The organism is Collinsella aerofaciens, from assembly GCF_040910245.1.
In the GTDB taxonomy this organism is placed as follows: Bacteria; Actinomycetota; Coriobacteriia; order Coriobacteriales; family Coriobacteriaceae; genus Collinsella.
Window position 1 is genome coordinate 66,584 of sequence record NZ_JBDGAY010000003.1, and the last position, 26,740, is coordinate 93,323.

Annotated in this window: 21 protein-coding genes and 5 tRNA genes; 21 read left to right on the top strand and 5 right to left on the bottom strand. The window is 60.6% G+C overall.

What is annotated here, in order from left to right:
• Positions 1 to 166: 166 nt before the first annotated feature.
• The 4 genes from AB5Z20_RS01960 (at position 167) to AB5Z20_RS01975 (ending at position 9,785) form a co-directional block, all read left to right on the top strand.
• On the top strand, positions 167 to 4,606 hold the full coding sequence (locus tag AB5Z20_RS01960; protein WP_368129893.1) for an acyl-CoA dehydratase activase: 4,440 nt from the start codon (positions 167 to 169) through the stop codon (positions 4,604 to 4,606).
• Entirely contained in the window at positions 4,590 to 5,279 is a 690-nt protein-coding gene (locus AB5Z20_RS01965) for a TetR/AcrR family transcriptional regulator (protein ID WP_368129894.1), read from the top strand. The genes AB5Z20_RS01960 and AB5Z20_RS01965 overlap by 17 nt, the downstream gene beginning before the upstream one ends.
• 192 nt (positions 5,280 to 5,471) lie before the next feature.
• The gene (locus AB5Z20_RS01970) at positions 5,472 to 8,114 is read left to right on the top strand and encodes an ATP-dependent Clp protease ATP-binding subunit (RefSeq protein ID WP_368129895.1); all 2,643 of its coding nucleotides are present in this window, start codon (positions 5,472 to 5,474) and stop codon (positions 8,112 to 8,114) included.
• Positions 8,115 to 8,327: 213 nt separating this feature from the next.
• Positions 8,328 to 9,785 carry an aminoacyl-histidine dipeptidase gene (locus AB5Z20_RS01975; RefSeq protein ID WP_368129896.1) on the top strand — a complete coding sequence of 486 codons (1,458 nt, stop codon included), beginning with the start codon at positions 8,328 to 8,330 and terminating at the stop codon, positions 9,783 to 9,785.
• 125 nt (positions 9,786 to 9,910) lie between these two features.
• Here AB5Z20_RS01975 and AB5Z20_RS01980 read toward each other — a convergent pair whose 3' ends face one another.
• The 3 genes from AB5Z20_RS01980 to AB5Z20_RS01990 all read right to left on the bottom strand — a co-directional run bounded on the left by AB5Z20_RS01980 (position 9,911) and on the right by AB5Z20_RS01990 (position 12,388).
• On the bottom strand, positions 9,911 to 11,215 hold the full coding sequence (locus tag AB5Z20_RS01980; RefSeq protein ID WP_368129897.1) for a type II toxin-antitoxin system HipA family toxin: 1,305 nt from the start codon (positions 11,213 to 11,215) through the stop codon (positions 9,911 to 9,913).
• A gap of 3 nt (positions 11,216 to 11,218) precedes the next feature.
• Complete coding sequence (locus AB5Z20_RS01985; protein ID WP_368129898.1) at positions 11,219 to 11,746, bottom strand: helix-turn-helix domain-containing protein; 528 nt, start codon at positions 11,744 to 11,746, stop codon at positions 11,219 to 11,221.
• 63 nt (positions 11,747 to 11,809) lie between these two features.
• On the bottom strand, positions 11,810 to 12,388 hold the full coding sequence (locus AB5Z20_RS01990) for a manganese efflux pump MntP family protein (RefSeq protein WP_368129899.1): 579 nt from the start codon (positions 12,386 to 12,388) through the stop codon (positions 11,810 to 11,812).
• Between the two features lie 375 nt (positions 12,389 to 12,763).
• Here AB5Z20_RS01990 and disA point away from each other — a divergent pair, with 375 nt between their 5' ends.
• The 17 genes from disA to rplA all read left to right on the top strand — a co-directional run bounded on the left by disA (position 12,764) and on the right by rplA (position 23,802).
• Positions 12,764 to 13,804, top strand: coding sequence for a DNA integrity scanning diadenylate cyclase DisA (gene disA / locus AB5Z20_RS01995; protein ID WP_438265642.1), 1,041 nt, complete (start codon positions 12,764 to 12,766; stop codon positions 13,802 to 13,804).
• Positions 13,804 to 14,532 carry a 2-C-methyl-D-erythritol 4-phosphate cytidylyltransferase gene (gene ispD / locus AB5Z20_RS02000; protein WP_368129901.1) on the top strand — a complete coding sequence of 243 codons (729 nt, stop codon included), beginning with the start codon at positions 13,804 to 13,806 and terminating at the stop codon, positions 14,530 to 14,532. Before disA ends, ispD begins: the two co-directional genes overlap by 1 nt.
• Positions 14,522 to 15,016 carry a 2-C-methyl-D-erythritol 2,4-cyclodiphosphate synthase gene (gene ispF, locus AB5Z20_RS02005; protein ID WP_368129902.1) on the top strand — a complete coding sequence of 165 codons (495 nt, stop codon included), beginning with the start codon at positions 14,522 to 14,524 and terminating at the stop codon, positions 15,014 to 15,016. The genes ispD and ispF overlap by 11 nt, the downstream gene beginning before the upstream one ends.
• A 3-nt stretch (positions 15,017 to 15,019) precedes the next feature.
• A complete protein-coding gene (cysS, locus tag AB5Z20_RS02010) occupies positions 15,020 to 16,486 on the top strand; it encodes a cysteine--tRNA ligase (RefSeq protein ID WP_368129903.1) in 1,467 nt (488 codons plus the stop codon).
• Positions 16,487 to 16,741: 255 nt separating this feature from the next.
• Positions 16,742 to 17,656 (top strand): 23S rRNA (guanosine(2251)-2'-O)-methyltransferase RlmB, encoded by a 915-nt coding sequence (gene rlmB / locus AB5Z20_RS02015; protein WP_368129904.1) that lies wholly within the window; start codon positions 16,742 to 16,744, stop codon positions 17,654 to 17,656.
• A 3-nt stretch (positions 17,657 to 17,659) separates the two neighbouring features.
• Complete coding sequence (locus AB5Z20_RS02020; protein WP_368129905.1) at positions 17,660 to 18,337, top strand: NYN domain-containing protein; 678 nt, start codon at positions 17,660 to 17,662, stop codon at positions 18,335 to 18,337.
• A gap of 224 nt (positions 18,338 to 18,561) precedes the next feature.
• Positions 18,562 to 18,636: transfer RNA gene (locus AB5Z20_RS02025), tRNA-Thr, on the top strand.
• A 784-nt stretch (positions 18,637 to 19,420) separates the two neighbouring features.
• A tRNA-Tyr gene (locus AB5Z20_RS02030) sits at positions 19,421 to 19,502 on the top strand.
• Positions 19,503 to 19,512: 10 nt separating this feature from the next.
• Positions 19,513 to 19,588, top strand: a tRNA-Thr gene (locus tag AB5Z20_RS02035).
• Positions 19,589 to 19,591: 3 nt separating this feature from the next.
• Positions 19,592 to 19,668 (top strand) — tRNA-Met (locus tag AB5Z20_RS02040).
• A gap of 96 nt (positions 19,669 to 19,764) precedes the next feature.
• Positions 19,765 to 20,955 (top strand): elongation factor Tu, encoded by a 1,191-nt coding sequence (gene tuf / locus AB5Z20_RS02045; protein ID WP_035137538.1) that lies wholly within the window; start codon positions 19,765 to 19,767, stop codon positions 20,953 to 20,955.
• A 279-nt stretch (positions 20,956 to 21,234) separates the two neighbouring features.
• On the top strand, positions 21,235 to 21,384 hold the full coding sequence (rpmG, locus tag AB5Z20_RS02050; protein ID WP_022093895.1) for a 50S ribosomal protein L33: 150 nt from the start codon (positions 21,235 to 21,237) through the stop codon (positions 21,382 to 21,384).
• A gap of 13 nt (positions 21,385 to 21,397) precedes the next feature.
• Positions 21,398 to 21,473 (top strand) — tRNA-Trp (locus AB5Z20_RS02055).
• A gap of 76 nt (positions 21,474 to 21,549) precedes the next feature.
• Positions 21,550 to 21,888, top strand: a complete 339-nt coding sequence (secE, locus tag AB5Z20_RS02060; protein WP_006234983.1) for a preprotein translocase subunit SecE — start codon at positions 21,550 to 21,552, stop codon at positions 21,886 to 21,888.
• A 3-nt stretch (positions 21,889 to 21,891) separates the two neighbouring features.
• On the top strand, positions 21,892 to 22,428 hold the full coding sequence (nusG, locus tag AB5Z20_RS02065) for a transcription termination/antitermination protein NusG (protein WP_006234984.1): 537 nt from the start codon (positions 21,892 to 21,894) through the stop codon (positions 22,426 to 22,428).
• A 120-nt stretch (positions 22,429 to 22,548) separates the two neighbouring features.
• Positions 22,549 to 22,977: a 50S ribosomal protein L11 gene (rplK, locus tag AB5Z20_RS02070; protein ID WP_022093893.1), complete on the top strand. Its 429-nt coding sequence runs from the start codon at positions 22,549 to 22,551 to the stop codon at positions 22,975 to 22,977.
• A gap of 117 nt (positions 22,978 to 23,094) precedes the next feature.
• Entirely contained in the window at positions 23,095 to 23,802 is a 708-nt protein-coding gene (gene rplA, locus AB5Z20_RS02075; RefSeq protein WP_022093892.1) for a 50S ribosomal protein L1, read from the top strand.
• A 287-nt stretch (positions 23,803 to 24,089) separates the two neighbouring features.
• On the opposite strand, the gene AB5Z20_RS02080 is transcribed toward rplA, so the two are convergent.
• Both AB5Z20_RS02080 and AB5Z20_RS02085 read right to left on the bottom strand, forming a co-directional pair.
• On the bottom strand, positions 24,090 to 24,800 hold the full coding sequence (locus AB5Z20_RS02080) for a metallophosphoesterase family protein (RefSeq protein WP_368129906.1): 711 nt from the start codon (positions 24,798 to 24,800) through the stop codon (positions 24,090 to 24,092).
• On the bottom strand, positions 24,797 to 26,713 hold the full coding sequence (locus tag AB5Z20_RS02085; protein WP_368156081.1) for a BMP family ABC transporter substrate-binding protein: 1,917 nt from the start codon (positions 26,711 to 26,713) through the stop codon (positions 24,797 to 24,799). The genes AB5Z20_RS02080 and AB5Z20_RS02085 overlap by 4 nt, the downstream gene beginning before the upstream one ends.
• Positions 26,714 to 26,740 lie beyond the last annotated feature (27 nt).

Genomic DNA, 26,740 nt, shown 5'->3' on the forward strand with positions numbered 1-26,740 from the left:
TGCTCCGTTGCCCGACGTGTTAGCGCGCAGAACAATCTGTTGGTGCATTCGGCGGCTGCTGAAGCGTTTCGGCAGCCGCTTTTTATACGGAGTTTAAATACAACAGTCTGTTGTATTACGTAGAGTGGTATATCTCTAGCAGAAAAAATGCGAGAGACGGAGCATTATGGCGTTGCTAGTAGGACTGGACGTAGGGTCGACGACGACCAAAGTTTACGCGATGCACGAGGATATGACCGAGGCGTGGTGGGGATATCGCCGCCACGGGGCGTGTCAGACAGCGAGCGTGCGCGCCATGCTCGGCGAGCTCGCCGAGCGCTTTCCCCATGAGTCGCTGCGCGTTGCGGTGACCGGCTCGGGTGCGCGCGATATCGCGACCGCGCTGGGCGCCTCGTACGTTCAGGAGGTGGTCGCCAACGCGCTCGCGATCAGCAGGTTCTATCCGCAGACGCGCTGCGCCATCGAGCTGGGCGGCCAAGACGCCAAGATGATCTTCTTCCGCACCAACGATAAGGGAGACATCGAGGTTGCCGACATGCGCATGAACGGCTCGTGCGCAGGCGGTACCGGTGCATTTATCGACGAGATGGCAAAGCTCATGGGGGTCGGCACCGAATCGGGCGAGTTCGAGCAGCTCGCAAGCCGGGGAACGACCGTCCACGAGGTCTCGGGCCGCTGCGGCGTGTACGCAAAGACCGATATCCAGCCGCTGCTCAACGAGGGCATTCCTACCACCGACCTGGCGCTTTCGGCGCTTCACGCGGTCGCCCGCCAAACGATCGGCGGTCTGGCCCAGGGTATCGACATCGAGCCGCCGGTAATCTTCGAGGGCGGTACGCTCGCCTACAACCCCACGCTGGTCCGCGTGTTCCGGGAGCAACTGAATCTATCGGACGATCAGGTTATCGTCCCGCGCGATCCGCAGATCATGGTCGCGCGCGGTGCCGCCCTGTCGCTGACCGACATGTTCGCATCGTCCCAACCGATCGACCTTCCCGACGCTTTTGTCCGGCTGGATAAGCTCGAGACGGTCGCGCCCGCAAGCGGGGAGGGACGTCTTGCCCAGCCCTTTTTTGCCACACCTGCCGAGCAGGCGGATTTTACGGCACGCCATGGCAAAGAGACGCCGGCAAAGGGTCCGGATGCGTATGCGCCCGGAGAGACGGTGCGTGTGGCGCTCGGTATCGATTCGGGGAGCACGACGACCAAGTTCGCCCTGGTCGATGAGGCGGGTGAGCTTGTCGATTCGTTCTACGCGTCTAATAACGGCAGACCGCTCGACGTCGCCCAACAGGGTCTTGTCAGCTTGAAGAACCGCTGGGAGACAGCGGGAGTCACGCTTGCGATCGATGCCGTGGGCACCACGGGATACGGCGAGGAGCTTTTCGCGCGCGCGTTCCACGCCGACTACCATACGGTCGAGACGGTCGCGCACGCCCGCGCCGCGTGCGCATGCGTTCCCGATGCGACCTTCGTGCTCGACATCGGCGGACAGGATATGAAGGCCATCTGGCTCAACCACGGCGTGCTGACCGATATCGTCGTCAACGAGGCGTGCTCTGCGGGCTGCGGCTCGTTCCTCGAGGGTTTTGCCAAAAACCTCGGAATAGCCGTTGAGGATATCGCGACCGAGGCATTTTCGTCCAAAGCCCCCGCCGTTCTCGGCAGCCGCTGCACGGTGTTCATGAACAGCAGCGTCGTTTCCGAGCAGCGGCGCGGTAAGGGTCCGGGCGACATCATGGCTGGTCTCTGCCGTTCGATTATCGAGAACGTGTTCACCAAGGTCATTCGCGTTTCAAATCTCAACCGTCTGGGCGACAAAGTCGTCGTCCAGGGCGGCACGTTCCGAAACGACGCGGTGCTGCGCGCATTCGAGCAGTATCTGAGCAAACCCGTCACGCGTGCGCCCCACCCGGGGCTGATGGGCGCTATCGGTATCGCCCTGCTCGCGCGCGAGGAATGCCGCAAGGGCGACGCCGGCACGTCGTTTATCGGGCTCGATGCCGTGGAGCGCTTCGAGCATCGCGAGTTCGGCGGCGTTACCTGCCGTCGGTGCAACAACCGCTGCCAGCGCGCGGTCGTGGCATTTGGCGACGGCTCGCTTTACGTCACGGGCAATCGCTGCCCGCGCGGCGGCGCCATCTCATGGGATGAGCTCGTGCGCGAGGTTCCCGCGGCGGAGGAGCTGCGTCCGCAGGGTGCTTGCGAGGCACAGGCACCCGGCACGGGGCGCGACCGAACCGCGGCTGCCCCCAATCTCTTTGTCGACCGCGAGAAGCTGCTGTTCGAGTCATGCCCCACGGTTCCCGTCTGCGGGGGGCGCGATGTCACGATCGGCATTCCCCGTGTGCTCGAGTTCTGGGACACCATGCCGTTCTGGTCGACGTTCTTCAGCACGCTCGGCTTTAAGGTGCGCGTCTCGGGACGCAGCACCAAGGCGATGTACGAGCGCGGTCTGGCGCACGTCACATCCGACACCGTGTGCTTCCCGGCCAAGCTCGTCCACGGGCACATCTGCAATCTCGTCGACGCCGGCGTCGACCGCATCTTCATGCCCATCATCACGACGGTGCCCACCGAAAACACCGCCTCTACCAGCGAGTGGATGTGCGCCGTCGTAAAGGGATACCCCTACGTGATGCGCAATTCCGATAACCCGGAGGAGCGTTTCGGCGTTCCGTTCGATACGCCGCTGTTCCACTGGTACGACGAGGGCGACCGAAACCGCCAGCTCAAGGCGTGGTGCAAGGAGACCTTCGATATCGATGCCGACCTGGTTGCCAAGGCGACCGAGCAGGCGGACCGCGCGCAGCAGACGTTTGAGAACCAGCTGCAGCTGCGCGGCAGGCAGGTGCTCGAGAACGTGCGCGAGGACGGCGGCTACGCGGTGGTGATCGCTTCGCGCCCGTACCACAACGACCCGCTGGTCAACCACGGGCTGCCCAAGCTCTTCTCTGAGCGCGGCATCCCCGTGCTGACGCCCGATGCGGTGCCGGGGGTCTGCAACGTCGATCTTTCCAACAGCCGCATCGACATCGTGAACAACTACCATGCGCGCATGCTGTCGTGCGCGGTCATCGTCGCATCGACGCCCGAGCTCGAGCTCGTGCAGATGGGCAGCTTCGGCTGCGGCCACGATGCGTATCTCACCGACGAGATCGCGCGCATGATGGGCGAGATGGGCTCCAAGGTTCCGATGATGATCAAGCTCGATGAGAGCGACGTCGCCGGTCCCATGGGCATTCGCGTGCGTTCGTTTATCGAGTCGGTCAACCGTCGTCGCGCGGAGGAGCGTGCCGAGGGCGCCCGGGTGCACGCGGTCCATCCGCTCGACGACCCGTATAAGGTCAAGTACACCAAGCGCGACCGGCACGACAAGATCGCGCTGGTCCCCAACACCTCCCATGCGTTCTGCAGGCTCATGACCGCGGCGATGCGCAATCAGGGCGTGCGCGCCGAGGCCCTTGATATCGGGCGCGAGGATGCCATCCGCCTGGGCAAACGCTATGTGCACAACGACATCTGCTTCCCCGCGCAAATCGTGATCGGCGAGGCGCTCGCGGCACTCGAGAGCGGTAAGTACGACCCGCACGACGTCGCCGTGGTGACTGGCAAGTATATCGGCGACTGCCGCCTGACGCACTACATGCCCCTGCTGCGCCGCGCGCTCGACGACGCGGGATACGACTATGTCCCGGTGCTCACCAACGACGACGTCGATGCCCACAATGCGCATCCGGGCTTCAAGCTCGGCCTTGGCCCGAGCATCCAGATCGCCTACGGTCTTCCCATGATCGATACCCTCGAGGCCATGCTTAGGCGCATCCGTCCCTACGAGCTCGAGAAGGGCGCGGCGGACGCTGCGTTCGACCGCGCGCTCGATGAGGTTATCGAGGGCATGGAGCGCTCCGGGCTGAGAGGCCAGGCGACGGGCTTCAAACGCGCGCTTGCGATCATGGACGCCGTTCCGTACGACCGCTCGAACCCGCATCCGACCGTTCTCATCGTGGGCGAGTACCTGCTCAATTTCCATCTCGGCGCCAACCACGAGATCGAGCGCTACCTCGAGGACAACGGGCTCGAGGTCATCGAGGCGCGCATGACCGACGTGATCCGCAAGACCTATTTCTACAAGCATGCGCAGTCGCGCGAGTTCCACGTCGACCTGTCGCTGCCCGAAAAGGCCTGGTACGCCACGGCGGACAACCTGTTCGAGCTCGCGCACGACCGTTGCGACCGCCTGGGCGCGGCGAGCCCGCTCTACGAGCCGCCGACGCGCATGCCCGAGCTCGTGCGCGCGAGCGATAAGATCCTGCACCATACGTTCGATGCGGGCGAGGGCGTGCTGATTCCGGCGGAGATCCTCGAGCACGCCAAGCGCGGCTGCCGCAACTTCGTGATCCTGCAGCCGTTCGGGTGTCTGCCCAACCATGTCGTGGGGCGCGGGCTCATCCATGCGCTCAAGGAGCAGTATCCCACGGCGCAGTTCCTGCCGCTCGACTACGATCCCGACGTGAGCTTCGCCAACGTGGAGAACCGTCTTCAGATGCTCATCATGAACGCCAAGGCGCAGGGGTGCGGTGAGGCGCATGGCGAGACCGCGTAAGGACGCCGATGCGCCCGATGCACGCACCCGTATCATCGAGGCGTTTTGGGAGCTCATCGAGAACAACAGCATCTTCGAGCTGTCGGTTGGCGAGGTGACCCGCGCCGCCCGGTGCAATCGCGGAACGTTTTACTACTATTTTCACGATTTCGATGAACTCGTCGCCATCGCCATAGCCCAGCTGCTGCAGGATAACGAGCTCATCACCGATGCCCTCTGGCATTTTTCGAGCGAGGGCGACCTTTCGGCGTTCGACCGGCGCGACGTCCGCTGCCTGCTGCGGCGCATCGTCATCACCATGAGAGCGGGTGCCGCCGAGCAGGTCGTGCAGGGCATCCATACGATCATCATCGACCGCGTGAGAGAGATCGTCCACCCCGACGGAGAAGAGCTCAAGGCGGATTCGAGCTTTGCGGTGGGCTTTCTGGTCTCGGGCATCATGGACTTTGTGATGGCGGTCGGCTTTGCCCGGGAGGGCGGCGAGGAGATAGACCTCGAGCAGCTGGGGGACAGCGCGTGCGCGTACCTGAGGGCGGTCGCCATGCAGACGGTGGAAACGGTCGCGCAAGTCGAGGGTGTCGATACATCCGAGCTGCTCGAACGCGTCTCCAAGGAGGCCGATGCCTATCGCACATCGCGTGCGACGAGTCCCGACGTGGTGAAAGACGCCTAGGGTTTCTCTTGCGGGGCGCCTGTCGCGCATCGCGCGGTGAGTCCCGCGATGCGGTCATAACCTGCATTCATGTGAGCCGGGTTTATAGATATTCCTCCAGCTGTTAACATAGACAACCTGTGGGTAAAGAGACAAAAGCGCCGCCGACGGGCGGGCGTTTTGATTTCGATGAACTCATGTAAGGAAACGAGCATGTTAGATAGATTTACCGATCGAGCGCGCAAGGTCATGTCGATGGCCAAACAGGAGGCGCTCGATCTTCATTCAAATAAGGTGGGCACCGAGCACCTGCTGCTCGCGCTTGCCAAGGAGGACGAGGGCATTGCCGCCGAGGCACTGCGTTCGCTCGACATCTCCTACGATGACATCATGGATACTCTCAAAGAGGTCCAGACCACGGTTCCCGAGCCCAGTGAGGAGACCGAGGCGGCCAAGCTCGCCTTTACGCCGCTCGTCATTAGCGTGATGGAGCGTTCATTCCGCGTGGCGCGTGAGAACAACCAGACCTACGTGTCGACCGAGCACTTGCTGATCGGCATCGTCGAAGAGGGCAACGGCATGGCCATGGACATCCTCATGCGCCTAGGTGTGTCGTCCGCCTCCATCAAAAAGGCTATCGAGAAACTCACCGCCAAGGACCAGGACAAGAAGCGTCCGCTCGCCGGCGCCGGTGCTGGTCGTCCCGGTGCGGGCCTGCCGTTCTTTAGCGGCTCGGATGCCTCTCAGCAAAAGGGGAGTGGCACCGATACGCTTAAGCAGTTCGCGACCAACCTCACACAGAAGGCGCGCGACGGCGAGCTCGACCCTGTAATCGGTCGCGAAAAGGAAGTCCAGCGTATGATGGAAATTCTTTCGCGCCGCACCAAGAACAACCCGCTCATTCTGGGCGACCCCGGCGTGGGCAAGACGGCCATTGTCGAGGGCCTAGCTCAGCAGATTGCAGCCGGCAACGTGCCCGAGAACCTCATGAACCAGAATATCTGGACGCTCGACCTGCCGGGCCTCGTGGCGGGTGCCAAGTATCGCGGCGAGTTTGAGGAGCGCCTCAAGAACGTGATCCAGGAGGCCACCGAAGCCGATGACGTCATCCTGTTTATCGACGAGATGCACACCATCATCGGTGCCGGTTCTGCCGAGGGTTCCATCGACGCGAGCTCTATGCTCAAGCCCGTGCTTGCGCGCGGTGCCTTCCAGATTATCGGCGCCACCACGGCCGAGGAATTCCGCAAGTACCTCACCAAGGATCCGGCCTTTGAGCGTCGTTTCCAGACCATCGATGTCGAGGAGCCGAGCGTTGAGGACACGGTCAAGATCCTGACCGCACTCAAGCCGCGCTACGAGGAGCACCACCATGTGCGCTATACGCAGGGTGCTATCGAGGCCGCCGCGAACCTTTCCAACCGCTACATCCAGGATCGCTTCCTGCCCGATAAGGCTATCGACCTCATTGACGAGGCCGGTGCCCGCGCTCGCATCGCCGCGAATCGCGCGCCCGAGCCGGTGCGTGAGGCCGAGCATCGCGTGGAGGAGCTCAAGGCCGCCGCGCAGGAGGCCACCGAGAGCGACGATATGAACAAGGCCGCCGAGATCACCGAGCAGCAGAAAGCTGCCGAGATTGAGCTCGCCGAGGCCAAGGCCGCCTGGACGGCCGAGCTCGACGCCAGCCCGCTCACCATCGACGTGAGCCAGATCGCCGATATCGTGTCCGTGACTTCGGGCGTGCCGGTGTCCTCGCTTACCGAGAGCGAGAGCCGTCGCCTGCTGCAAGCCGAAAGCGTGCTCAAGACGCGCATTATCGGTCAGGATGAGGCTGTCGAGGCCGTTGCCAAGGCCGTGCGCCGCAGCCGCTCGCCGCTCAAGGATCCGCGTCGCCCCGGCGGCAGCTTTATCTTCCTTGGTCCCACCGGCACGGGCAAGACCGAGCTCGCCAAGACGCTCGCCGAGTACCTCTTTGGCAGCAAGGATGCACTCATCAGCTTCGACATGTCCGAGTTCGGTAGCGAGTTCGAGGTCTCCAAGCTCATCGGTAGCCCTCCGGGTTACGTCGGTCACGACGAGGGCGGCCAGCTCACCAAGGCCGTTCGTCGCCACCCGTACTCGGTCGTGCTGTTCGACGAGATCGAGAAGGCGCACCCCGATATCTTCAACATCTTGCTGCAGGTGCTGGAGGAGGGCCGCCTGACCGATAGCCAGGGCAAGACGGTCGACTTCCGCAACACCGTGATCATCATGACGTCCAACGTGGGCGCTCGCGAGATTGCGCAGGATGCGAGCGTTGGCTTTGGCACCACCGGCGAGCAAGGTCTCACGTCGAGTGAGATCCGTGGTCGCGCGATGGGCGAGCTCAAGCGCCTGTTCCGCCCCGAGCTGCTCAACCGTATCGACGACATCGTGGTGTTCCAGAAGCTCTCGGGCGAGAATCTCACCAAGATCGCGCACCTGCTGGTGGGCGACCTGCGTCAGCGTTTGATTGCCAACGGCATGAACATCAAGCTCACCGATGCGGCCTATGACAAGATCGTGGCCGAGGGCACCGACCTCACCAACGGTGCGCGTCCGCTGCGCCGTGCTATTCAAAAGCTTATCGAGGACCCGCTGTCCGAGGAGCTTCTGGCCGGCGAGTGGGGCGAGGGCGATACCGTCCTGTGCGACGTGGCCGATGGCAAGTTTGTCTTTAGCCACGGCACGGGCGAGATCCCGGCCCCGCGTCCGGCGGGCACGCTCGGCGGCGATACCGCCCCGGCGGCACCGCACACCGGCAACGCCGTGCCCGTGAGCGGCGGCGTGACCTCGGGCCCCGGCGGCATGATGCAAGCCGGTTCCGGCGCGCTGTAGGGCGTGGCGACAATTTGATACGCGCAATCGAGGCGCTCTGGCAAGGGCGCCTCGATTTGTAGAGCTGCGAAGTTGTGACCGTTACGCTATGCGGTCAACCGTTAGCCGATGATGCGAGGGCGCTCGGCGTTTTCGACTGGTTTATGCACGTAAAGTCTGGGAATATACAAGGCGCATGTCTTATTGTCTAACCAGTTGCGCCAAGGAGGCACCATGGACTACAAGATTACTGGCTACGAGCCCGCCCAGCTGTTCCATTTCTTTGAGGAGATCAGCGCGATCCCCCGTGGGTCTGGCAACGAGAAGGGCATCAGCGATTTCCTGGTTGCGTTTGCCAAGGAGCGCGGCCTCGACGTGTATCAGGACGAGGTCTACAACGTCATCATTCGCAAGCCCGCATCTGCCGGCGCCGAGAATGCCCCGACCGTGATGCTGCAGGGCCACATCGACATGGTGTGCGACAAGCTGGGCTCCGTTGAGCATGACTTTACGACCGATGGTATCGACCTGGTCGTCAAGGATGGCGTCCTCACCGCTAACGGTACCACGCTGGGCGCCGACAACGGTATCGCCGTCGCTCTGATGCTCACCGTGCTCAACGACGATTCGATTGCTCATCCGGCCCTCGAGTGCGTATTCACCACCGACGAGGAGACTGGCCTGGTCGGCGCCGAGACGCTCGACAAATCCCAGATCAGCGCCCGCACCATGATCAACCTCGATTCCGAGGAGGAGGGCGTGGCCACCGTCAGCTGCGCCGGCGGCGTCGTTGTTACCTACACCTGCCCCATCGTGCGCGAGCACAAGACCGGCAGCACCCTTACGCTCGAGATCTCTGGCCTGCTGGGTGGCCACTCCGGCGCCGACATCAACCTGGAGCGCGGCAACGGCAACCTCATCATGGCCCGCATCATCGACCGCCTGATGGTTGCCGGCGAGCCCGCCATCGTTAGCTTTAACGGCGGCACCAAGGACAACGCCATCAACCGTGAGTGCAAGGCCGAGCTGGTTTACGCCGACCACGCTGCCGCCGAGGCCGCGGCCGAGATCGCAAAGGGCATCATCGCCGACGTCACTGCCGAGCTCGAGGTCTTCGACCCCGGCTTTACCTGCACCGTCGAGATTGCCGACGACGCCGAGGTCGAGGCCATGGACCAGAAGTCCGCACTTGCCCTCATTCGCGCTCTGCGTCTTGCCCCCAATGGTGTAATCCGCCGCAACGTCGCCACCGACGGCTCCGTCGAGGTTTCCTCCAACATCGGCGTGGTTGCCACCTCTGACGACCAGGTCAAGATCATGCTGTCCCCGCGCTCCTCGATCACCTCGCTGCAGAACGAGTTCAAGGACCGCCTGCAGACGCTGGCCGATGTCCTGGGCTTCGACGCCAAGTTTGAGTTCGAGTATCCCGGCTGGAGCTATGCCGAGCATTCGCCGGTCCGCGACATCTTTGTCGAGAGCTATCGTGAGCTCTTTGGCTCCGAGCTGCGCATCGAGTCCATCCATGCCGGCCTTGAGTGCGGCCTGTTTGCCGAGGCCCTGCACGGCCTGGACGCCATCGCCGTGGGCCCGACGCTCTCCGATGTCCACACCCCGGACGAGAGCATGGAGCTCGCTTCTGCCGAGCGCTTCTACGAGCTGCTCATCGACGTCCTCAAGCGCCTTGCTGCATAAAGGCTGCGCTAGCAGCAGTCCGGGCTACGTGCCGGTGGATTGCAAATGACATTATGAGAGGGGGCATCCGAGCTTTTGCGACGGGTGCCCCTCTCTTCTTTTAAGAAATGGGAAATTGTGGCCACCTAGCCCATATCCGCCCTGATGAGGTCGAGGGTTCGCTGGCAGTTTTCGCGGACGGGGCCGAGCATATGCTCTCGCAGGTCCGCCATGCCGGGCAGGTCGGCGTATTCATCCATGACCTCTTCCATGCAAATGGGCACCTCGTAGGCGAGGTCCATCATGGTCGTAAAGCAAAACTTCTCGGATAGCCCGGCATCGGTGAGTGCCGCCTCCAGCGCGGGGTCGCCCATACCGTGGTATCGGCGGATAGCGCCTGGACCGATGCGCCCCACACGATTTTCGCCGCCAACGCTCATGGCGAGGCGCGCTCGGCGGCGCATACGCTCATATGCCAAACCCGACGCGACATCGTACATTCGAGCCATCATGACTGCGCCGTCGTTTCCAAGGAGCAGGGAATAGTTTTTCGCATGCGCATCCGGTGCGCCGATAATGGCGTTGAAGAACAGTATCTGCGTAAACAGATATAGGTTAAGTTGATGGTGGCTCGTATTTGCGAGGAGCTCTTGAATGTCGCGGGTGGTCGGGCCGCCGTCTGCCGTGTACTTTTGAGCGGGCATCACTCCAAGAGCCTGACAGAGGTCTTCTTGGTGTAGACGCATGATTGTTCCGTCTTTGACTTTCACACGGTCATAGCGCTCAACAATGAGGGCGGGTTCGTCCTCAAATAAGCGATACTCAACGTTCGCCGTTGCGATACCCGCGCGCTGGGCGCTTTTCATGCAGACAAACTCATTAAGAGCCTCAAGTTTAAATCCGATGACGCCATTTTTGAAAATATGCGTCGTGGGCAAGGAGCCCACGCATTCGCACCAGCGACCGTCTATGAGTGCGAGAGCGAACTTGCCCTGATTGCCTCCAAGTGACCAACTTTCATCTAGGCCCATCCACGATGCCTCGCGGTCATCTCTGATCGACTTGAGGCGCAAGGCAATCTCGTGGTCGTCTATAGGGCGGTATTCGCCAGTGCGATGCAAGACGGCGTCGATATCTTCTTCGGCGCAAAACTGCACTCCGCCCGGACAGTCGAGTCCGATATGGCTGAGCAGCGCAACGGGATTATTGGGCCTGGCGTCGAATTCGGCGGCAATCGCTTTTCGTTGGTCCTCGCTGTCGGGCAGAAGGCCAAACAAGTACGGATTCATGACCTGTTGGCCGTATGTGCGATTTGATACGGGAATGTTGGTCGATAGGGCTGGCCCGTCATAATCTTGATCGTAGGCAAAACTGACCAGGCCGCTCTCATCTTGCATGAGCGTTCCTGCGGGTACACCGCAAATAATAGTCCGAAGCGTTTTTCTGGCCATTGGCTATCTTCCTTCGGGCTTGGTTTGGGCAGATGCGCTTGCGGCAATCGAGACTCCGAGATTGGACATGGCGAAATCGGCGAAGGCCTTGTCGTAGAACTCGGACGTAAAGAGGGTATCTGGAAGAGCTGGAATGGCTGCGCCGCGTCGGTTGCGATGGTGAAGACGTTGAGCGTGATGGCACCTGGGGGTGCTACAAGGTTGCAAATCGGCATGCGGGGCGTCGGTTGGCTGCTCATGTTTCGTGTCGTCGATATTCCCTTGAGCAACTAGAGCAAGTCCGAGAGCACCGAAAACCGCCAGCAGCTTGTCGAGTCGAATGCCGGTGGCGTCGCCCAGCTCGAGCGATGCGAGCAGGCGCTCCGAAACACCGGCCTTTTTAGCGAGGGTCGCACGGGTGAGACCCTGCGCCTCGCGTGCCTGGCGCACGTAGATGCCAGCTTGGCGCGGTGTGGTGATGGGAAGGGTGTCCACGGCGATCTCCAAACATGCAGACTTTTGCATATCAGTATGACATGCAAAAGTCTGCATGAAAAGGCCTCATGCAAAACTCTGCATGAGACCTTGCCCGGACGTTTAGTTTTGAAGGGTGTTTTACAGCGCCAAAAACCCCAAGTGTTCCAGCAGAATCTTGAGGCCGATAAGGATGAGCACGACGCCACCCACGATGGTGGCGGGTTTTTCGTAGCGCGCGCCAAAGGTGTGGCCGATCGCTACGCCGGCGACGGAGAAGATAAACGTTGTGACGCCGATAAGCGATACAGCGGGCACGATGTCAACCGAGAGCGCGGCAAATGAGATGCCCACGGCTAGGGCGTCGATTGAGGTGGCAATGGCGAGGATCAGGTACTCGCCCAGGTCAATCTTTTCGGCATCCTTGCCGTCGCCTTCATCCTCGTCCTCGGTAAAGGCCTCCCACAGCATTTTGCCGCCGATAAAGGCCAAAAGGATAAAGGCGATCCAGTGGTCGATGGGGCCGATGATGCCCATAAACTGGCTGCCAAGCGCCCATCCGATTACGGGCATGCCGGCCTGAAAGCCGCCAAAGAACAGGCCGAGCACTACGGCGACCTTAAGGTTGATCTTTTTCATGCCGAGACCCTTGCAGATGGAAACGGCAAAGGCGTCCATCGAAAGGCCAACGGCGAGCAGCACGAGCTCGGCGAGTCCCATAGTCTGGCTCCCTCTCTGCGGGCGAACCCGCGTGTACTTCTGGCGGGGGAGCAACAAAAAAGACCCGTGGCGTACGCGTTGCGCGCACAGCCACGAGTCTCGTTCATTAAGGCAAGCCAGGCCGCATCGGCCAGTGTGTTGACTTACCGCGCCGCCGGAGGCGAATCCGGTCACGCGACTACTCCCTCATTCATGTGAATCCCGATGCTACCACATAAGCAGCCCATTTGGGTTGGGCCCTCAGCGGTGTTCGCTCATTCTGTAAGCATCGTATTTCGCAAGCGCCGTGGGGACAAACCGTGAGAAACTATTTAGCGTTTATGGAGCGTATACGATGGGAGCGATGCCTTGGATAAGAACGAGCTGCAAAAGCGTATGGAACAGGCCATCCGCCTGACGGCACCTGGTCAGCCGATCCGCACCGCCCTCGACATGATCATCGCCGGTCACCTGGGCGCCCTTATCTGCGTCGGCGACACCGAAAACGTGCTCGCTGCCGGTAACGACGGCTTCCCGCTCAACATTTCGTTCACCTCGAACCGTCTGTTCGAGCTCTCCAAGATGGACGGTGCCATCGTCATCGACGGCGACCTCACCCAGATCCTGCGCGCCAATTTCCACCTCAATCCCGATCCCTCGCTTGCCACGAGCGAGACGGGCATGCGTCACCGCACCGCCGCTCGCATGTCGGTGCTCACCGATGCCATCGTGATCTCGGTCTCGGCCCGTCGTGCCGTCGTTAACGTGTACGTTCACGGCAAGAGCTACGAGATCCAGCCCGTCACCACCATCATGAGCTCGGTCAACCAGCTCGTCGCCACGCTCCAGACCACCCGTCAGTCGCTCGACCGCTCCCTGCTGCGCCTGACGGCCCTCGAGCTCGACGACTACGTTACGCTCGCCGACATTACCGGTATTTTCTCGAGCTTCGAGATCATGCAGCAGGCAAAGACCGAGCTTAAGGATTGCATCGTCAAGCTGGGCAACCAGGGCAAGCTCGTGCAGATGCAGCTCGAGCAGCTCGCCGGTTCCAGCATGGATACCGAATACGACCTGATGATCCGCGACTACGCGAGCGATTCCTCCGAGGCTAATGCCGAGAAGATTCGTGCAGAGCTCGCTCGCATGACGCCTAAGGACCTGTCCGACCCGCAGCACGTGGCGGCAGTTCTGGGTTACGACGACCTGGACGAGGACTCCGTCATGACGCCGCTGGGCCTGCGCACGCTTTCGCGCGTGTCCGTCGTGCGCGACGGCGTGGCCGAGAAGATCGTCGACGAGTACGGCTCGCTGCAGGAGCTCATGGACGACATTAACGAGGATCCGGAGCGCCTGGGCGACTTTGGCGTCAACAACCCTGCCATTCTTGCGGACTCGCTGTACCGCATGAAGGGCACCAAACAGGGGAACGCATAATGGCGCCCGTATGCGCCGTGGTCGTTGCCGGTGGCAGCGGCCAGCGCTTTGGAAATCCCGGCGGCAAGCAGCTCGTTAACGTGGCGGGCCGTCCGCTCATGAGCTGGTCCATCCGCGCGTTCGATCGTAGCGATAAGGTCGGCCACATCGTCGTGGTTTGTCCTGCCGAGCGCCGTGCCGAGATGCGCCGCCTGGCCATCGACCCGTTTGACTATGACACGCCCATCAGCTTTGCCGATGCCGGCGATACCCGTCAGGATTCCACTCGTGCCGGCGTGCATGCGGTTCCGGCGGGCTTTGAATACGTTGCCATCCACGATGGCGCTCGTCCGCTCATTACGACCGAGGCCATCGGCCACGCTATCGACGTGCTCATGGGCGACCGCTCGCTCGACGGTGTCGTGTGCGGTCAGCCCGCGATCGACACGCTCAAGATCGTCGACGGCGATAATATCGTCGAGACGCCGCCGCGCGAGCTCTATTGGGCCGCGCAGACGCCGCAGATCTTTAGCGTCGACGCCATGAAGCGTGCTCACGCCGCTGCTATCGCCGAGGGTTTTATCGGTACCGACGATTCATCGCTGGTCGAGCGCATGGGCGGGCGCGTCCGCTGTGTCCAGAGCCCGCGCGATAACCTTAAGGTGACGGTGCCCGAGGACCTGCGTCCCGTAACCGCGATTCTGCTCGGTCGCATGGCCGAGGGAGAGGACCTTCCCCATGTTCAGTAACCTGCGCATTGGCCACGGCTACGACGTCCACCGTTTGGTGGAGGGGCGTCGATGTATCATCGGCGGGGTCGACATTCCCTACGAGCGCGGCCTGCTGGGCCACTCGGATGCCGATGTGCTCGTGCACGCCTTGGCCGACGCCATTCTGGGCGCCTGCCGCGGGGGAGACATCGGCAAGCTATTCCCCGACACCGATCCTGCCTACGAGGGTGCTGATTCGATGGTGCTGCTCGCTCGCGTGATGGACTATGCGCGCGAGCTGGGCTTTGAGTTTGTCGATGCCGATTGCACCATTGCCTGTCAGCAACCCAAGATCACCCCGCACCGCGATGCCATGCGCGCCAACCTTGCCCATGCCCTGGGCGTTGACGTCGAAAATGTAGGCGTCGCCGCCACTACGACCGAAAAGCTCGGTTGGGAAGGCCAGGGCGAGGGAATCGGCGCCTGGGCCGTCTGCCTGCTACAGAAAACCGTTAAGGAGTAACGAATGCGTATCTACAACAGCGCTACCCATAAAAAGGAAGAGTTCCAGCCCATCGAGTCCGGCAAGGTCCGCATGTACGTGTGCGGCCCCACGGTCTACGACAACATCCACATCGGCAATGCCCGCACGTTCATCAGCTTTGACGTGATTCGTCGCTGGCTCATCGCGAGCGGCTACGAGGTCACGTTCGCCCAGAACCTCACCGATGTCGATGACAAGATCATCAAGCGCGCCAACGAGCAGGGCCGTACGGCTGCCGAGGTCGCGACGGAGTTCTCCGACAAGTTCATCGGCGTCATGCGCGCCGCCAACGTGCTCGATCCCGATGTGCGCCCCCGCGCCACCAAGGAGATCGGCCCCATGATCGCCATGATCAAGACGCTTATCGAGCAGGGCCACGCTTACGCAGCCGATAACGGCGATGTGTACTTTGCCGTGCGCAGCGATCCCAACTATGGTCAGGTCTCGGGCCGCAACATCGACGACCTTATGGTTGGTGCGCGCATCGAGGAGAACGAGGACAAGAACGACCCGCTCGACTTTGCCCTGTGGAAGGCCGCCAAGCCCGGCGAGCCCAGCTGGCCGAGCCCCTGGGGCGAGGGCCGTCCCGGTTGGCACACCGAGTGCGCCGCCATGGTGCATCGCTACCTGGGCACTCCGATCGACATCCACGGCGGCGGCTCCGACCTTGCCTTCCCGCATCACGAGAACGAGTGCGCCCAGGCCACCTGCGCCTGGCACCAGGGCTTCTCCAACACCTGGATGCACACGGGCATGCTGCTGGTAGACGGCGAGAAGATGTCCAAGTCGCTCGGCAACTTCTTTACGCTGGCCGAGGTCCTCGAGCAGCACTCCGCTGCCGCCCTGCGCCTGCTGATGCTGCAGACGAGCTATCGCTCGCCGCTCGACTTTTCTTGGGAGCGCCTGGAGGGTGCCGAGAACTCGCTCACGCGTATCGCCGGTACGGTCGAGAACCTGCGCTGGGCCGCGAACCATGCGACGGCCGATGCCGATGTGGCTGCCGCCGAGGCATTTGCCGCCAAGGCCGCTGAGACTCGTGCTGCCTTTAAGGAGTGCATGGACGACGACTTTAACACCGCTGGTGCCATGGGTGCCGTCTTTGGCTTTGTGACCGAGTGCAACCAGTACTTGGAGCAGGCGGGCGATGCTGCCGACAAGGCCGCCGCGCTTGCTGCCGCCGATACGCTGGTCGAGCTGCTCGACACGTTTGGCGTTGAGCTCCCCGTGCCCAAGGTCGAGCTGCCGCTGGGTCTGCTAGGCGTTGCCGCCGGCCTGGTCGCCTACACGGGCGACGACGTGGACGAGGCTGCTGCCAAGATTCTCGAGGCCCGCGCCGAAGCCCGCGCCGCCAAGAACTGGGATCTGGCCGACGCCATCCGCGACCAGCTCAAGGACCTGGGGCTGACGATCGAGGATACTGCCGCGGGCACTCGTATCAAATCTCTCTAATCCCCGCGGGTTTCCCAAGCACCCGACCTTGCCGTTCAAACCGTCGCTCGCGTACTCAAGTACGCGTCGCTCCTCTTTCACGGTAATCTCGGGCACTTGGAAAACCCGTACCGACCGCCCGAGCCACGGCACCTTGCCTTTCAATCGTCGGGCATGACCTCAAGGTCTATGCCCTCCTCTTTCAAGGCAATCTGCCGCACCTCGGGCGGTCGGTCTATTTGTTTCGTTTGATAGTTGTATTTAGGAGGTCGCTTTATGGCCGACAATCGCAAGCGTGCGCCTCGTGGCGGCAAGCAGGCTGCTTCTGGCTCGCGTTCGATTCGCCGCAATGACCGCGCTGCCGCTCCCAAGGGCCAGCACGATCGCACCCAGGCCGCGCGTCCGCAGCGCGATCGCAACCGCGATGCTGTCCAGGCTCCCAAGGGCGAGTTTATCGAAGGCCGCCGTGCTGCCGCCGAGGCGCTGCGTACCGGCTTTCCCGTCAAGTGCGCGCTCATCGCTGAGGGCGGGGAGCGCGATGCCGCCTTGTCGCACCTGGTCGACGACCTCAACGCCGCAGGTGTCCGCATTAAGTATGTGCAGCGCGCGCAGCTCGACGCGCTGTCGAGCCATGGCGCTCACCAGGGCATTGCGCTCGAGGTTGGTAACTTCCCCTATGCTGATATCGCCGATATTCTCGACCGCGCGGGTGACGGACCGGCACTCGTCGTCGTGCTCGACCATGTGACCGACGATGGCAACTTTGGTGCGATCGTGCGCTCCGCCGAAGTCGTGGGCGCGGCGGGTGTCATCATTGCCAACAAGCGCGCCGCCGGTGTGACTGTCGGCAGCTACAAGACTTCTGCCGGCGCCGTCATGCATCTGCCCATCGCGCAGGTTCCCAATATCGCCCGTGCGCTCGATGACCTCAAGGCCGCTGGCTTTTGGGTGGGCGGTGCCTCCGAGCACGCCGAGGGCAGTTGCTGGGATGCTCCCTTCGAGGGCCGCGTGGCGCTTGTCATGGGTTCCGAGGGCGACGGCATCTCGCGCCTGGTGCTCGAGAAATGCGACTTTTTGACCAAGCTTCCCCAGCGCGGCATGACCGAGAGCCTCAATGTTGCCCAGGCGACCACGGCGCTGTGCTTTGAGTGGCTGCGTCGCAACGCCGGCGAGCTCATGGGGGAGGAGTAGCACATGTCCAAGAAGAACCGCGCCAAGTCCAAGGCCAAGCGCTTTGGCGAAGGCTCGGCCAAGCCGATTGTTTCGGCCGCGACCTATGGCGTGGGCGGCAATGCGTTTGCGCAGGCCATCGCCGATCCGGTCTCGACGGTGCACTCCAATAAGCCCGAGCTGCTGGTGGTCGACGGTTACAACGTGATTCACTGCACGCCGCGCTACGAAAAGCTCATCTACGACCATTCCGACGATCCATATTCCAGCGACGTCCACGATATGGCGCGCACCGCGCTCATCAACGACGTCGCCGCCTTTGCCCAGGGCCGCTACGAGGCCGTGATCGTGTTCGACGGCGCGGGAAACATCTCCAGCGAGCGCCCTAATCTGCCTGCCCGCGGCGTGCGCATCGAGTTCTCGCCGACGGGCGTATCGGCCGATACCGTGGTGCAGAAGCTCTGCATCGAGGCGCGCGAGGAAGGCCGCGCGTGCTCCGTGGTGTCGAGCGACGGCACGATCCAGGCCGTCGTCATGGGCAAGGGTGTTACGCGCATCTCGAGCCGCATGTTGGTGGACGAGATCAAACAGATCGATAACGACGTGCACGAGGCAGAGGAAGCTCCGCAGATCAAGATGACTCTGGGCAGTCGCCTGAGCCCCGATGCCCTGGCCAAGCTCAAGGCCCTGCGCGGGAGGTAGGTAGACCTTCAATGGGGGCTACTTTCTCGATTGACCAACCAACTGGTTTGTAATCAGTGGGTTGCAGGTCGGCCTCGTCAAAACGAATAGTTTTTGGTTCTGGCGAACAGATAAAACTATTCGTTCTGACGAAGGGTTTTGAGATGTGATCGGTCAAAGGGCCTGTTGCGCCCCGTCCGCAATTCCATTATTCTTAACAGGCTTCGCGCGAAAGCGCCGAGTGTGCCAGTGTGGCGCAACGGTAGCGCAACTGATTTGTAATCAGTGGGTTGCAGGTTCGATTCCTGTCACTGGCTCCATGAGAGTTTCGGGCTCTGTTCCTTGTGGGACAGGGCCCGTTTCTATTTATGTTGATAAGTCAGTAGGTTTGGTGCTAACCAAGCTTCAGGTTTGTCTCAATCTGTAACACGAAGAGGCTGAAAACCCTCCTTATAGTTACAGATTGAGACAATGCCAAGGGATGGCCGATAGCATCTCGATCTGTAACACGAAGAAGCTGAAAACCGTTCATACTGTTACAGAATGAGACGTAAGCTGGGGTCTCTGCGTAATATCTCGATTTGTAACAGATAGGGGAGAAAATATTCTCTAGATGTTACAGATTGAGATAAAGGCCGGACCGGTCCCAGTCATCCTGGCTGAGCGAGGATTTCCGGACAAACGAGGGTGGAAAATCTCCCGCCTAGTTAATGAGCGTGGATAATCTGCCACTTTGGACTCGATGGCACGCCAAAAGTGGGAGATTATCCACGCTCGATTTTGCCTGGGAAGAGCAATCTTCTGTCTGGGAAGCCCGATCTCAACCTATATATAGGTGCAAATGAGTCGTTATCGAAGTAATATTCTGCAGGCTCACTCCACTACGCAAAAGTGTTCCCTCGGGAAATGTCACCGCTATATGCAAATTCACCTTCCTTCATATCCAAACTCAGCAAAACCGCAGGTCAAAGGTATATAGATACGCCCGGCACCGTGTATCTAGAGGTTTTCGTTGACAGCCCCCAAGGTGGCATCGTATTATCTTCTTCGTTCGCGGGGGCGGCGGTCCAAAAGACCAAAGGACCTGCGGATACTTGAACGATTGGGAGTTTGCCCGAGTGGTTAATGGGGACGGGCTGTAAACCCGTTGGCTCTGCCTACATAGGTTCGAATCCTATAGCTCCCACCCGTCAAGTGCCTGTATAGCTCAGTCGGTAGAGCACTTCGTTGGTAACGAAGAGGTCACCAGTTCAAGTCTGGTTGCAGGCTCCATCCGGCGGTGTAGCTCAGTTGGTTAGAGCACACGGTTCATACCCGTGGCGTCACTGGTTCGAATCCAGTCACCGCTACCATAGGTAACACGGTGGCTTCTCAATAGTATGTTGAGAGGCCACTATGGTATAAAGGCAAAGTCCCGTCCGGGGACGACCTGTTAAGAGGAGGGCTTTATGGCCAAAGAGAAGTTTGAGCGCACTAAGCCGCATGTTAACATCGGCACCATTGGTCACGTCGACCACGGCAAGACCACGCTGACCGCTGCCATCACCAAGGTTCTCTCCGAGACCGAGGGCTGCAAGGCTGACTTCACTGCGTTCGAGAACATCGACAAGGCTCCCGAGGAGCGCGAGCGCGGCATTACGATCTCCGTCTCCCACGTCGAGTACGAGACTGCTGCCCGTCACTACGCTCACGTTGACTGCCCGGGCCACGCTGACTACGTCAAGAACATGATCTCCGGTGCTGCTCAGATGGACGGCGCTATCCTGGTCATCGCCGCTACCGACGGCCCCATGGCTCAGACCCGCGAGCACATCCTGCTCGCCCGTCAGGTCGGCGTTCCCTACATCGTCGTCTTCCTGAACAAGTGCGACATGGTCGACGATGACGAGCTCATCGACCTCGTCGAGATGGAGACCCGTGAGCTCCTCTCCGAGTACGATTTCCCCGGCGACGACATCCCCGTCATCCGTGGTTCCGCTCTGGGCGCTCTCGAGGGCGACGCCAAGTGGATGGACGCCATCCGCGAGCTCATGAAGGCTGTCGACGAGTACATCCCGACGCCTGCTCGTAACAACGACCTCCCCTTCCTGATGGCCGTTGAGGACGTTATGACCATCTCCGGCCGTGGTACCGTTGCTACCGGCCGTGTCGAGCGCGGTGAGCTCAAACTCAACGAGCCCGTCGAGATCGTCGGCATCAAGGATACCCAGAACACCGTCGTTACCGGTATCGAGATGTTCCGTAAGTCCATGGACTTCTGCGAGGCTGGCGACAACGTCGGTCTGCTGCTCCGCGGCATCAAGCGCGAGGACATCGAGCGCGGCCAGGTTCTCTGCAAGCCCGGTTCGGTTACCCCGCACACCAAGTTCACCGGCGAGATCTACGTTCTGACCAAGGAGGAGGGCGGCCGTCACACCCCGTTCTTCGATGGTTATCGTCCTCAGTTCTACTTCCGTACCACCGACGTTACCGGTACGGTCAAGCTCCCCGAGGGCACCGAGATGGCTATGCCTGGTGACCACATCACCATCGAGGGCGACCTCATCCACCCGATTGCCATGGAGGAGGGGCTGCGCTTCGCTATCCGCGAGGGCGGCCACACCGTCGGTTCGGGCATCGTCTCCACGATCATTGAGTAAATTAGCTCTTTGATATAGCTGACTTAGAGAACCCGGCACTTATATTGGTGCCGGGTTCTTTTCTGCAATGGATATTGAGCCGTTGCTGGTGTCGAGAGGATCGATAATGGTCCTGGGTGCACCGTCGATTAGATCTCGTTGGCTCCATTGATGTGTTCCAAATATGAATGGGTTCACCGAGAACCAATTGATTCGAGGTTTTCGTTGACAGCACTTACGTAGAGCTGATAAAGTATCAACTCGTGCCCGTACGGGGCGGAAATGAAAGGTTCAGGATACATGCGTACTCTAGTTACTCTTGCGTGCACTGAGTGCAAGCGCCGCAACTATACGACCACCAAGAACAAGTCGACCATGCCTGATCGTATGGAGATCAAGAAGTATTGCCCCTGGTGCCGTCACCACACGCTGCACAAAGAGACTCGCTAGTCTCTAGTCACATACGCCAGTAGTTCAATTGGTAGAGCATCGGTCTCCAAAACCGAGTGTTGAGGGTTCGAGTCCTTCCTGGCGTGCCAGTCATTATTCCGTAAGCTCCCAATTGGGGGCTTACGGTTTACTCATGTATAAGCGCATTGCGCGGAGGTAACCCAAATGGCCAACAAGAAGAACAAGAAGAAGGCTCAGCAGCAGGCGCCTGCCAACAACGCTGCCGCCAACTCCAAGGTTGAGGCCAAGAAGGCCGTTGCCAAGAAGAACGAGAAGGCTGCGAAGTCCAAGAAGAACGAGAAGCCTGGTTTCTTCGCCCGCACCAAGAAGTATTTCGCTTCGGTCAAGTCCGAGATGAAGCGTGTCACGTGGCCCGATAAGAAGGAGCTCGTGAACTACTCGGTCGTCGTTTGCGCTTCTCTGATCGTCGTCGGCGTCGTCATCGCTCTGCTCGATGCTGGCTTTGGCGAGGCTCTTGCTCTGTTCTCTGGATTGAGGGGCTAAACCATGTCTAAGCGTTGGTACGTCGTTCACACTTACTCTGGATACGAGAACCGCGTTAAGTCCGATCTCGAGCATCGCATCGAGACTATGGGCATGCAGGACCGTATCTTTGATATCGAGATTCCTATGGAGCGTGTCACCGAGATTAAAGAGGGTGGCAAGCGTGAGACCAAGGATTCCAAGATCTTCCCGGGTTATGTCCTGGTCCGCATGGAGATGGATGACGATGCTTGGACGTGTGTTCGTAACACGCCTGGCGTCACCGGTTTCCTGGGCGGCAACGGCAAGCCCGCTCCGCTTTCCCGCGACGAGTACAACAAGATGACTCGTCGTCCCGGTAAGGGCGATTCGCCCAAGCGCACCTCGGTTGATATTCAGGTCGGCACGTCCGTCCGTGTCACCGATGGTCCGCTTACCGACTTTGATGGCAAGGTCTCCGAGGTTAACACCGAGGCTGGCAAGCTTAAGGTCACGCTGATGATCTTTGGCCGCGAGACGCCGGTCGAGCTCGACTTTAACCAGGTCGCTGTCATCGCTTAAGTTTTCGTCCGTTCGCGCGAGCGTGCTTCTTCTGTGACTGCTCATCTCAGGAGTGCTTCTAACACGTGCGTGCTTACGATATAGCAAGTACTTCACACTCGTGATTCGAAAGGAATGACCATGGCTGAGAAGAAGGTTGCCAACGTCATTAAGCTCCAGATTCCTGCTGGTGCCGCTAACCCCGCTCCTCCCGTCGGCCCCGCCCTGGGCGCTGCTGGCGTGAACATCATGCAGTTCTGCCAGGCCTTTAACGCCGAGACGCAGGACAAGAAGGGCGACATCATCCCCGTTGAGATCTCTGTCTACGAGGATAAGTCCTTCTCCTTCATCACCAAGACCCCGCCGGCGGCTCACCTCATCAAGAAGGAGCTGAACCTCAAGTCTGGTTCCGCTAAGCCCCAGGCCGACAAGGTTGGTCAGCTCTCCCAGGAGCAGCTCACCAAGATCGCCGAGATCAAGATGCCGGACCTCAATGCCAACGACATTGACGCCGCCAAGAAGATCATCGCCGGTACCGCCCGTTCCATGGGCGTCACCATCGCTGAGTAACGATTTCTTTAGGTAATGACGGGTGCTCCGACCGGAGCGCCCGTTATATGTGTGCAATAGGGCACACGATACGATGTGGGAGGGCATAAGCCCGTTTAACCACAGGAGGTAATGCACATGGCTAAGCATGGTAAGAGCTATAACGCCGCTGCCGAGAAGATCGACCGCGCCACGCTCTACACCCCCCTTCAGGCTGCCAAGCTCATCAAGGAGCTCGACACCGCCAAGTTCGACGAGACCGTCGAGGCCCACTTCCGTCTGGGCATCGATACTCGTAAGGCTGACCAGAACATCCGAGGTTCCATCTCTCTGCCCCACGGCACCGGCAAGACCGTTCGTGTTGCCGTCTTCGCCGAGGGCGAGAAGGCTCGCGAGGCCGAGGCTGCCGGCGCCGACATCATCGGTTCCGACGAGCTCGTCGCCCAGATCCAGAAGGGCGAGATCAACTTCGACGCCGCTATCGCTACGCCGAACATGATGGCCAAGGTTGGCCGCATCGGTAAGATCCTTGGTCCCCGTGGCCTCATGCCGAACCCCAAGCTCGGCACCGTGACCATGGACGTCGCCAAGATGGTCTCCGAGCTCAAGGCCGGCCGCGTTGAGTATCGCGCCGATCGCTACGGCATCTGCCACGTGCCCCTGGGCAAGAAGTCCTTCTCTGAGCAGCAGCTCGTCGAGAACTACGCTGCCCTGTACACCGAGATTCTGCGCGTCAAGCCCTCTTCCGCTAAGGGCAAGTACGTCAAGTCCATCTCCGTGTCTTCCACCATGGGCCCTGGCGTCAAGGTCGATCCCGCTGTCCAGCGCGACTTCCTGGCTGAGTAACTTTTAGTTACTGCCTGAGCAAAGCAAGCATTGCTAAAGAAACCCGGTTCTGCCTCGTGCAGGACCGGGTTTCTTGCTATCTCGGGCCAAAACCACCACAAAGGGAACAGGCACCTTTGTGGTGGTTTTGGCACTTTGGCGTCAATGTTATGGCATCGCAGCGAGCCGGTTCCAAGTGCCCCAGGTCGCCCCGAAAGAGGAGCGACGCGTACTTTGGTACGCGAGCGACGGCTTGAGGGGCGAGATGGGGCGCTTGGGGCCGGCGCAGCGTCAAGCCTTAAAAGTGGTTACCAGGGTGTTCTGGCGGTTGAGGATTCGATTGCCTCGTGGCGCTTGAGCTCGCGGCGCATGGTTTGCGAATTGAGCCAGGCTGCCTGCCATCCACGGATGGGGTAGCGCGCCTCGTCCAGCTCAAACTGCGTATAGCCGCAGGCGTTGATGATCGTTGTCCCGCACGTGTGTTGCCGCTCGCGCTGAAAATCTGGACCATAGCTTTGATGCACATGTCCGTGCACCATGTAGTCGGGGCTCCAGGACTCAAGCGCTGTGTTAAAGCAGTCGAATCCCCGATGCGGCAGATCATCCAAGTCGCCCATGCCGGCGGCGGGCGCGTGAGTGAGCAGGATGTCGCAGCCGCCGACCATCCTCACTTTGCGGGAGAGCTTGCGCATGCGCTTGGTCATCTCGCGCTCGGTGTACATGTTGGCACCATCTCGATAGCGCATGGAGCCGCCAAGCCCCGCAATGCGGACGCCGCGATACACGTACACGGTGTCTTCGACGCAGATGCATCCACCCGGTGCATGACGTGCATAGCGGTCATCGTGGTTGCCGCGCACGTAGATGAGCGGCTTGTTGATGACGGTGACCAAAAACTCAAGATAGTCCGGGTCCAGATCGCCGGCGGACAAAATCAGGTCAACACCCTCAAAGCGTTCCTTGTGAAAACATTCCCAAAGGCATCGTTCTTCTGTATCGGCTACGGCAAGGATTTTCATAGGGCGCGGACCTTCGGCTCATCGCTGGGCTGCGGAATGGTGCCCACCACGTTGTCGGCCAGCCAGTTCATCTCGACGATTTGCGTGCTCGGCAATGGGGGAAAACCCTCGATCTGCACCACGCCGTCTTGGCTATGGAGTTCGCCGCCAAATGGATTGATGGAGCCCTCGACGATGCCATTGCGGAGCAGCTGAACAAGCTTGCGCGTCTGATAAGGCAGGCCCGGAGCGTAGCGAATGTCGATAACGCCCGAGCTCATACCATACCAGTAGTTGACGGCGCGAACCTGGCTATCGTCACTGGTCTCATCCCAGGTGCCATGCAGCAGGCTTCGCACGATAAGCTCGTAGTATCGACCCCAGTTCCATACCGGCATGGCGATGCCGACGACCTTGCCATCGACCAGGCGGTGGAGTCCGTAGGCCGTGGGGTCTTCGAGCGACTTTGACATGTCGGCGCCGGTCATGACGCTCACGCCTTCGCGGCACATGGCCTCGGCAAGGCCGCCGGCGGGCACATCGCCCCAGGTAAGGATTACCTGCGCGCGAGGGTCGAGCAACGAGGCGCCGATGGCAAAGGCGTTGATCTCGCTAAGCGCGCCCGACGCAAAGACCGACGCGTGGTAACCGATGCGGTGGTTGTCCGCCATGCTGGCAGCAAGGGCGCCCAGGAGGAACTTGGCCTCGTACATTTTGCCAAAATACGAGCGCACGCTTTGGTGGGGAAGGCCGATAGAGCAGTTGAGGAACCGAACCCGAGGATACTCAACGGCAGCCCTGAGCGTGTATTCCATCAGGCGGTGCGAGGTCGAGAAGATGACGTTTGCTCCATGTTTGACAGCCGTTTCCGCGGCGGCGTAGAACGCGTCCGGATCGTGGCAGTCCTCGAACGCCTCGGTGCGCACGATACCGCCAAAGTGCTCATCGAGATACTGACGCCCTTGGTCGTGCAAGCTGTCCCAGCTCGACGATGCACAGGGGAATTCATGGATAAAGGCGATGCGCAGGGGGTTGGCCGCCGAATAGACGGTCTTGCCCATAAAGAAGTTGAGCACGCCGGAGGTGGACTTGGCGGGTGCTATATCCTCATCGACGCTCGGCGCTTCGACAAGATTGACCTTCTCCTCGTCATTTTTGCCGGCGATGACCAGCTCGCGCCAAATCTTGCACAGGCGGTTTACGACGATATCCGTCGGCGTATCCAGCAGGCGGTCCTGGCTGTACACATTGAGGTAAACGAGCATAGCGTCGGCGGGCGTAATGTCCAGATGGTCGCCGCCGGCACGCAGGTAGGCGCGCTTAAAGAGTAGGAAGGTATGGCGCAGGTAGTCGACCTTTTTCTGCGGCCATTTTTCGATAAGGTTCTGGCCGAGCATTTTGGCGAGCGTTTCGTAGCTTCCCTCACGCAAGAACTCGATCTCGTATAGGGGGCAGACGCGCCAAAACGCGCAGAACTCGCCGTACAGGCGGCTTTCGACGGAATCCCATTTGCCGGGGTAGAGACGGGTGACCTTGGCCGAAACCGTCGGGGCGTCCAGGAATTTGAGGACGCTGACGCGCTTGTTGCCTTCCTGGACATAGAACCGATGCATGAACTCGGTGACGATGATGGGGTCGCGATAGCCCTCGGTCACCTGGATGTCGTAGAGGTTGGACCACTTGCGGGCGAACTCGGTGTTAAACGGCAGCAGGGGCATAAAGTTACACGAAAAGGCAGACTGACGGCCTTTGGTGACCGTGCCGACGACCATTTCGAGCGGAATGTCCCTCAGACCGACGCTCTCTCGCTGGCCTAAGGGGAGCTGGGAAACGAGGCCGTCGAGGTCCGTAAGGTACGGGTGCTCGCTTTGGCTGATGGCGCGACGGCGTCCCTGCTCGCCGCGCTTGCGTGCTTGACGATAGGCCTCTTCCATGGTGTTTACTCCCTTAGTCGTTTAAAC

What these genes read in the sequence shown, in the direction of transcription:
- rlmB (WP_368129904.1), top strand. Translation starts at nt 16,742, where the DNA reads ATGGCCGACAATCGCAAGCGTGCGCCTCGTGGCGGCAAGCAGGCTGCT.
- AB5Z20_RS01975 (WP_368129896.1), top strand. Translation starts at nt 8,328, where the DNA reads ATGGACTACAAGATTACTGGCTACGAGCCCGCCCAGCTGTTCCATTTC.
- AB5Z20_RS02085 (WP_368156081.1), bottom strand. Translation starts at nt 26,713, where the DNA reads ATGGAAGAGGCCTATCGTCAAGCACGCAAGCGCGGCGAGCAGGGACGC.
- ispD (WP_368129901.1), top strand. Translation starts at nt 13,804, where the DNA reads ATGGCGCCCGTATGCGCCGTGGTCGTTGCCGGTGGCAGCGGCCAGCGC.
- AB5Z20_RS01990 (WP_368129899.1), bottom strand. Translation starts at nt 12,388, where the DNA reads ATGGGACTCGCCGAGCTCGTGCTGCTCGCCGTTGGCCTTTCGATGGAC.
- disA (WP_438265642.1), top strand. Translation starts at nt 12,764, where the DNA reads ATGGAACAGGCCATCCGCCTGACGGCACCTGGTCAGCCGATCCGCACC.
- rpmG (WP_022093895.1), top strand. Translation starts at nt 21,235, where the DNA reads ATGCGTACTCTAGTTACTCTTGCGTGCACTGAGTGCAAGCGCCGCAAC.
- nusG (WP_006234984.1), top strand. Translation starts at nt 21,892, where the DNA reads ATGTCTAAGCGTTGGTACGTCGTTCACACTTACTCTGGATACGAGAAC.
- rplA (WP_022093892.1), top strand. Translation starts at nt 23,095, where the DNA reads ATGGCTAAGCATGGTAAGAGCTATAACGCCGCTGCCGAGAAGATCGAC.
- rplK (WP_022093893.1), top strand. Translation starts at nt 22,549, where the DNA reads ATGGCTGAGAAGAAGGTTGCCAACGTCATTAAGCTCCAGATTCCTGCT.
- AB5Z20_RS01965 (WP_368129894.1), top strand. Translation starts at nt 4,590, where the DNA reads ATGGCGAGACCGCGTAAGGACGCCGATGCGCCCGATGCACGCACCCGT.
- AB5Z20_RS01985 (WP_368129898.1), bottom strand. Translation starts at nt 11,746, where the DNA reads ATGCAGACTTTTGCATGTCATACTGATATGCAAAAGTCTGCATGTTTG.
- tuf (WP_035137538.1), top strand. Translation starts at nt 19,765, where the DNA reads ATGGCCAAAGAGAAGTTTGAGCGCACTAAGCCGCATGTTAACATCGGC.
- AB5Z20_RS02080 (WP_368129906.1), bottom strand. Translation starts at nt 24,800, where the DNA reads ATGAAAATCCTTGCCGTAGCCGATACAGAAGAACGATGCCTTTGGGAA.
- ispF (WP_368129902.1), top strand. Translation starts at nt 14,522, where the DNA reads ATGTTCAGTAACCTGCGCATTGGCCACGGCTACGACGTCCACCGTTTG.
- AB5Z20_RS01970 (WP_368129895.1), top strand. Translation starts at nt 5,472, where the DNA reads ATGTTAGATAGATTTACCGATCGAGCGCGCAAGGTCATGTCGATGGCC.
- AB5Z20_RS01960 (WP_368129893.1), top strand. Translation starts at nt 167, where the DNA reads ATGGCGTTGCTAGTAGGACTGGACGTAGGGTCGACGACGACCAAAGTT.
- secE (WP_006234983.1), top strand. Translation starts at nt 21,550, where the DNA reads ATGGCCAACAAGAAGAACAAGAAGAAGGCTCAGCAGCAGGCGCCTGCC.
- cysS (WP_368129903.1), top strand. Translation starts at nt 15,020, where the DNA reads ATGCGTATCTACAACAGCGCTACCCATAAAAAGGAAGAGTTCCAGCCC.
- AB5Z20_RS02020 (WP_368129905.1), top strand. Translation starts at nt 17,660, where the DNA reads ATGTCCAAGAAGAACCGCGCCAAGTCCAAGGCCAAGCGCTTTGGCGAA.
- AB5Z20_RS01980 (WP_368129897.1), bottom strand. Translation starts at nt 11,215, where the DNA reads ATGGCCAGAAAAACGCTTCGGACTATTATTTGCGGTGTACCCGCAGGA.